Here is a 6455-nt window from a genome sequence, read left to right as displayed (position 1 = left end):
GACGTCACAACCCAAGCGATCAACAGCGTCCACCATCCGGTCCCCGAACCACCAGCATCCGGGGAGGAACATCCCTGATAAGAGAAGATTTGCGGCGGTCATAGCCCAGGGGAGACGCCCGGTCCCATTCCGAACCCGGAAGCTAAGACCTGGCACGGCGATGGTACTGCACCCGAGAGAGTGTGGGAGAGTAGCACGCCGCCGCATCCATACGATAAGGAAGGCCCTTGGTCGAGCAACAGCTCCCAAGGGCCTTCACGCATATCCGAACCCACCCACCACACGCGCCCCCGCCGGCACGCCGGGGACCACCCTCTGACGCGCGTGCCGCGCGCCACCTCCCGCCAGCGGGAGGAAACACACTCCGACATTGGGTAGCTCTTGCGGGGCGGGGAAAAATCTATATAACCTTCGCTTGTTGAAATATGTTGCGGTATGATGTTCTGTGTCCTGCGGCCGCCAAGAGAAAGGCAGCGATGATGCCCGCCGATACTCCGAAAATCATCTTTCTTGATGTGGATGGGACGCTCGTCGATTATGAGAACAACCTGCCCGACTCCGCCGTCGGGGCGATTCGCGAAGCCCGTGCGAATGGACACAGGATCTACATCTGCACCGGTCGTAGCAAAGCCGAGGTCTATCCGCCATTATGGGAGATCGGGCTGGACGGCATGATCGGTGGTAACGGCAGTTATGTGGAGAGCGATGGCGAAATCGTCATGCACCGGACATTGAGCCTCGACCAGTGCACGCGCGCCGTCGACTGGTTGGACGCGCGTGGACTCGCGTTCTATCTGGAAAGCAACAGCGGATTGTTCGCCAGCAGGGATTTCGAGAACGGTGCGTTGGAGGCTGTACGCGCCTATTCGGCGCGCAAAGGCAAAACGAATGCGGATACGATGACCGTTCACGACGGATACCCGGACATGATCTACGGCGGCGAACTGTATCGTGATGACGTGAACAAGATCAGTTACGTACTCGGCTCCCAACAGGATTTCCTCGATGCCGAACAGGAATTCGACGACATGCATAACGGCACCTGGGGCGGTAGGGGAGCGACCGCCCTATGGGGCGATCTCGGTGTCAAGGACATCACCAAAGCACATGCCATCGATTGCCTGCTCGCATATCTCGGTGCCGATCGGGCCGACACCATCGCATTCGGTGATGCGGCCGTCGACGTGCCGATGCTCGAATACTGTGCCTATGGCGTGGCAATGGGTAACGGGTCGCCCGACGTCAAGCGGGCCGCAGATCTCGTCACCGACGACGTCGAAGAGGATGGTCTGGCGCACGCGTTCGCACGACTTGGATTGATCGGGCGTCGGACCACGGAAACAGGACACGGTGAAAGGTGAAGAACATGAACCGCAGCATCATCTTCCTCGACATCGACGGCACGTTGTTCGGGCGTGACCATATCATCGCCCCATCCACGCTTGACGCGATTCATACCGCGCAACGCAACGGACATCTCGTCTTCATCGATACAGGGCGTTCGCGTCCCGAAATCGATGACGACGTGCTCGCGCCCGGATTCGACGGCATCGTCGGTTCGGTCGGCGCCTACATCGAGATCGGCGGCAAAGTGCTGCTCGACCGGTTCATCGATCCCAAGACGGTGACGCGCGTTACGCGCGTGTTCGATGAGATCGGCGTCAACTACATGTGGCAGTCGTCACAGGGATTATGGGCGTCGGCCGGATATATGGCGCACGTCGACTGGGTGCGCCGCAACCTGCGCGCCGACTACGGCGGCGATTGGTGGCGTGTACTCGAAGCGAGCAAAGCCGACGCCTGGCTTGATCACGTCGATCTCGGCGAACTCGTCCCCGCCTCGAAATGCAAGTTCTTCGCACCACCCTCGTCACGACTCACGTTGGACGATATCCGTGAAGCCGTCGGCGATCGTCTCCACATCGTCAGCGGTTCGATGGGATTGGAGGCGCCGACGAACGGCGAAGGGATGACGCCGGGAATCGACAAAGGCACCGGACTCGCATACGTGGCCGGTCTGTATGACGTCGACATCGCCGATACCATCGCCATCGGCGATTCGGAGAACGATACCGAGATGATCGAAACGGCCGGCGTGGGCGTCGCCATGGGCAATGCGACCGACGGCATCAAGGCCATCGCCGATTGGACCACCACCGCGGTGGACAAGGACGGCATCGCCGTCGCCTTCCGGCATCTCGGTTTAATCTGATTCGCAAGCCGCGACACGGCGGAGGAAGGGCGGAATAGGAAAGTTCAAAGTTCAATGAACTTTCTGATGCCCTCGATCTCCGTCTCACGGATGGCGTGGCCCATGCCGGTGTATTCGCGGGATTCGAGGCGACCGGTCTCTCCGAGCACACGGTGCGCGGTACGCTGGTCGTCGATTGGGATCGTGCGGTCTTCGGAACCGTAGAGCAGCAGGAAACGCGTATCGCCGGCGATCGCCGCGCCGTCCGTAGACTCTTCGCCCTTGAACGACGGGCTCATCAGAATCGCGGCATCGAACACATCGGGGTGTTCGCGCACGATGCGGTAGGACATATAGCCGCCCTGCGAGAATCCTACGAGGATCTTCCGCCGGGACGCGAACATCGGCGAATCCAGCAGCGCGACCACCGCATCGCCCACCGCTGAGCACTCCCGGCGTCGCTCCTCGACGCCGCAACCGTCCGGATACCAGTAAGCGCCGCCCATATAGTCGCGGTCGTAGGTGCCGTGGAACGACAGGTAGCTCGGGGTCCGTCCCGTCCCCGCATACACGCCGTCGATGACGCGGATCATCTCACGCTCATCGTTGCCGTAGCCGTGGAACATGACGAACAGACGGTCGTCGGCCGCCCTCCCATCGCCGTCCGTGGCGATGGTTTCGATACGGTTCACCGAACTGAGACGCATGATCGTTCCCTCCTGTCGCACATGGCCGTGCGTCGCATGCCATCCGTGACACGCGACGCACGTTTTCCTTCAGTGTCTTCAGTGTAGAGGGAACCCGGCCGTCACCACAGGCCGATGAGTCTCCACCATCCCAGACCGACGGTCAGATAGATGGCGACCGTCACCACGCCGCATACCAGGCCGACGCACAGGAACTCGGCGGTCTTCACGTAGCCCGCGCCGTAGATGAGCGCGGACGGGCCGGACGCGTAATGCGTCATCGCGCCGATCAGACCGGACGTGCAGCCGAGCAGCAGCGCCGTCGCCATCGGGGGAGCGCCGGCCGCGACCGCCACGGACAGGAACAGCGTGTAGATCGCCACGACCTGCGCGAGTTCGGAGGCGAACATGTAGTGCAGCAGGAAGTAGCAGACGGTGAGCAGGACGAGCACCACCGGCCAGGACCAGCCTTCGATGGAATCGGCGATGAACGCGCCCGCCCATTCGGTCACCCCCAGTTCGTTCAACGGGGTGGCCATGCCGACGAGGATGCCGAAGAAGATCAGCGTGGACCATGCGGACGAGTTCGCCGCCATCTCCTTCCACGTGATGATGCCCGTGACGAGCAGCACGGCGACGCCGAGGAACGCGACGGTCGTGGCGTTGATGCCGGTGATCTGGCCGGTCGCCCACAGGACGAGCATCGCCGCGAAGGTGAGCAGCATGATCCACTCCTTGACGGACAGGCGTCCCAGCGACTTCAGCTCGGCCTTCGCATCCGCCTGCGCGCTCGGCACGTGCCTGACGCTCGGCGGGTAGATGAGATAGACGAGCGCGGGGATGACGATCAGACACAGCAGGCCGGGCACGATTGCGGCCAGAGCCCATGTGCCCCAGGAGATCGGTGCATCTGAATCGGAGGCGAGTTGGGCGACCACCGGGCCGGCGGCCATCGCGGTGATGAACATGGAGGAGGTGATCGCGTTCACGTTGTTCGCGGTGATGCACAGGAACGCTCCGATGCGGCGGCGCGACTCATCGGACTTCGGCGTGGATTCCTGCACGTCGCTGATCGACGTGATGATCGGGAACAGGATGCCGCCCAGACGCGCCGTGTTCGACGGCGTCGCCGGTGCGAGCAGCAGATCGGCCGCGGTCAGACCGTAGGAGATGCCGAGACTGGACTTGCCGAGCAGGCTGATGAACACGAGCGCGATGCGTCGGCCCAGTCCGGTCTTCACGAATCCCTGGGCGATGAAGAACGCGGCGACGATCAGCCAGATCGACGCGGAGCCGAGACCGGAGAACGCGGCGGTCTTCGGATCCATCGTGCCGGTGAGCATCGCCACGGTCAATCCGATGATCGCCACGGCGGACGTGGGCAGCGGCTGGAGAATGAGCCCGAGGATCGTGCCGAGGAAGATCGCCAGCATGTGCATGCCTTGGGCGGTGAGGCCGTCGGGCACGGGCACGACGTAGATGACGAGGGTCACGGCGATGCAGATAGCGGCCTTGAGCGCCTGCGCATGCGGGATGGAGGCTGCGGCCTTGGCCGCCGCCGGCGTCGCGGAGACCGACTGCGCGCTCGGGGAAGACTTCAACGGTATGGACATGGTCATCGTGACTCCTTCATTGGGGCTGTCCCTCCGGACTTCATCGGTGGAGGGAACGGATGATGCGACCGATTGCCCCAAGGCTACGATGTGGGCTTCGGCACCCGCAAATAAGCGACGCCTATATGGGGGCCGACTGTTCCGGCACGCCGTTGCGAATCGTCGGAACCGTTGCGGGGAACGGCGTGTCGTCATAGTGGTCCCGCTTATTTGTGGGGGCGTGCGGTCCGCTCCTATCGTATGAGGCGACGCGGCGACGAAGCCGACGACAGGACCTGAACCGACATCCGAACACAAGGAAAAGGAGCGACACCATGACCGGATTCGCCACACTCAAGGATTCCTTCACCAACCGCGGCCTCGCCGCCACGATCGACGAACGCGTCGCCGCCGACGTGGACGGCCTGCTGCCCGCCGCCGTGCAGTCGCTCGACATGCAGGAGGAGACCGTGTACGAGCGTTTCCGGAGCATCGGTGACGATCTCGGCAAGCGCCTGTTCCTGATGGGCGTGTGCCGCGAGAACCGCCGTCTGTTCTACCATGGCATGTCCAAGCATCTGACCGAATACATGCCGATCGTCTACGCGCCCACCGTCGCCCAGTCGATCATGCAGTACGACAAGTACTATCTCGGTTCCGACGTCGCCTACGTGTCCATCGAACACCCCGAGCGCATCAAGGATGCGCTGCGCCAGTACGCCGAAGGCCGCGACATCGACCTGATCGTCGCCACCGACGGCGAAGGCATCCTCGGCATCGGCGACTGGGGCGCGCAGGGCGCGGAGATCCTCACCGGCAAGCTCGCCGTCTACACGGCGGCCGCCGGCATCGACCCGGCCCGCGTCCTGCCCGTCATGATCGATGTGGGCACCGACCGCAAGGAGCTCCTCGACAATCCGCACTACGTCGGCAACCGTTTCCCGCGCGTGCGCGGCGAACGCTACGATGCGTTCATCGACGCGTTCGTCCACGACTGCCTCGAGCTCTACCCGGACGCGCTGCTGCACTGGGAGGACTTCGGACGCCCCACCGCCGCGCCGATCCTCGAACGCTACCGGGGCGACGTGCTCACCCTGAACGACGACATCCAGGGCACCGGCGTGACCGTGCTCGCCGCGCTCGTCGCCGCCCGCCGCATCGCCGGCACCTCCTACGACGACACGCGCATCCTCGTCTTCGGCGCGGGAACCGCCGGCGTCGGCATCGCCGACCAGCTCGTCGACGACCTCGTCGTCAGCGGCGGCATGGACCGCGCCGAGGCGATGGGACGCGTCGCGCTCGTCGACCGCTACGGTCTCATCGTCGAAGGCCAGGACGGACTGACCGACGGCCAACGCAAGTACGCGCGCAAGGCCGGCGAATTCCCGTCGCTCGCCGATCCGACCGACCTGGCGTCCGTGGTCGACGCGTTCCAACCGAGCGTGCTCATCGGCACCTCCACCCGCCCCGGCGCGTTCGACGAGCGCGTGGTGCGCGCCATGTGCGCCCATGTGGAACGCCCGCTGCTGTGCCCGATCTCCAACCCGACCGAACTCGCCGAGGCGAAGGCGGCCGACGTGATCCGCTGGTCCGAAGGCAAGGCGTTCGTCATCACCGGCACCCCGTCCGCGCCCGTCGAGTACGGGGGAGTGACCTACCGCATCGGCCAGGGCAACAACGCGCTCATGTACCCGGGCATCTGCTTCGGGGCGATCGTCGGCAAGGCGAGGCTCGTCAGCGACCGCATGCTGCTCGCCGCCGCACACGCCATCTCCGGCATGATCGACGTGGACGAGCCGGGCGCCGCCGTCCTGCCGCCCGTCAGCGACCTGAAGGAGATCTCGCGCAGGGTCGCCGTCGCCGTCGCCGAGCAGGCCATCGCCGAAGGCCTCAACCGCGAGCCCGTGCCGGACGTCGAAGCCGCCGTCGAAGCGAACACCTGGCGCATCGGCTGACCGTCCCGGCCGCGTCCCGCCCTCCCGAGCC

At 64.3% G+C, this 6455-nt stretch carries 5 protein-coding genes and 1 rRNA gene; 4 read left to right on the top strand and 2 right to left on the bottom strand.

Going from position 1 to position 6455, the window contains the following annotated elements; all coding sequences use genetic code 11:
• The first annotated feature begins 90 nt into the window (after positions 1–90).
• From rrf to AC1AYD_RS07760, 3 genes are all read left to right on the top strand, one after another.
• A 5S ribosomal RNA gene (gene rrf, locus AC1AYD_RS07770) occupies positions 91–207 on the top strand.
• A gap of 269 nt (positions 208–476) precedes the next feature.
• The gene (locus AC1AYD_RS07765) at positions 477–1361 is read left to right on the top strand and encodes a Cof-type HAD-IIB family hydrolase (RefSeq protein WP_476502312.1); all 885 of its coding nucleotides are present in this window, start codon (positions 477–479) and stop codon (positions 1359–1361) included.
• 5 nt (positions 1362–1366) lie between these two features.
• On the top strand, positions 1367–2212 hold the full coding sequence (locus AC1AYD_RS07760; RefSeq protein ID WP_476502313.1) for an HAD family hydrolase: 846 nt from the start codon (positions 1367–1369) through the stop codon (positions 2210–2212).
• Between the two features lie 44 nt (positions 2213–2256).
• Here the strand turns inward: AC1AYD_RS07760 and AC1AYD_RS07755 are convergent, their stop codons facing one another.
• Both AC1AYD_RS07755 and AC1AYD_RS07750 read right to left on the bottom strand, forming a co-directional pair.
• Positions 2257–2898: an alpha/beta hydrolase gene (locus tag AC1AYD_RS07755; RefSeq protein WP_476502314.1), complete on the bottom strand. Its 642-nt coding sequence runs from the start codon at positions 2896–2898 to the stop codon at positions 2257–2259.
• Positions 2899–2999: 101 nt separating this feature from the next.
• Entirely contained in the window at positions 3000–4496 is a 1497-nt protein-coding gene (locus tag AC1AYD_RS07750; RefSeq protein ID WP_476502315.1) for a DASS family sodium-coupled anion symporter, read from the bottom strand.
• A 206-nt stretch (positions 4497–4702) separates the two neighbouring features.
• On the opposite strand from AC1AYD_RS07750, the gene AC1AYD_RS07745 reads away from it, so the two are divergent.
• On the top strand, positions 4703–6424 hold the full coding sequence (locus AC1AYD_RS07745; protein ID WP_476502316.1) for an NAD-dependent malic enzyme: 1722 nt from the start codon (positions 4703–4705) through the stop codon (positions 6422–6424).
• The last annotated feature ends 31 nt before the right edge of the window (positions 6425–6455 follow it).

It is taken from the genome of Bifidobacterium sp. LH_426 (genome assembly GCF_056356875.1).
This window is presented reverse-complemented; position numbering and strand designations above follow the sequence as displayed.

Coding starts and splice junctions, on each gene's coding strand:
- AC1AYD_RS07765 (WP_476502312.1), top strand. CDS start 477: ATGATGCCCGCCGATACTCCGAAAATCATCTTTCTTGATGTGGATGGG.
- AC1AYD_RS07760 (WP_476502313.1), top strand. CDS start 1,367: ATGAACCGCAGCATCATCTTCCTCGACATCGACGGCACGTTGTTCGGG.
- AC1AYD_RS07755 (WP_476502314.1), bottom strand. CDS start 2,898: ATGCGTCTCAGTTCGGTGAACCGTATCGAAACCATCGCCACGGACGGC.
- AC1AYD_RS07750 (WP_476502315.1), bottom strand. CDS start 4,496: ATGACCATGTCCATACCGTTGAAGTCTTCCCCGAGCGCGCAGTCGGTC.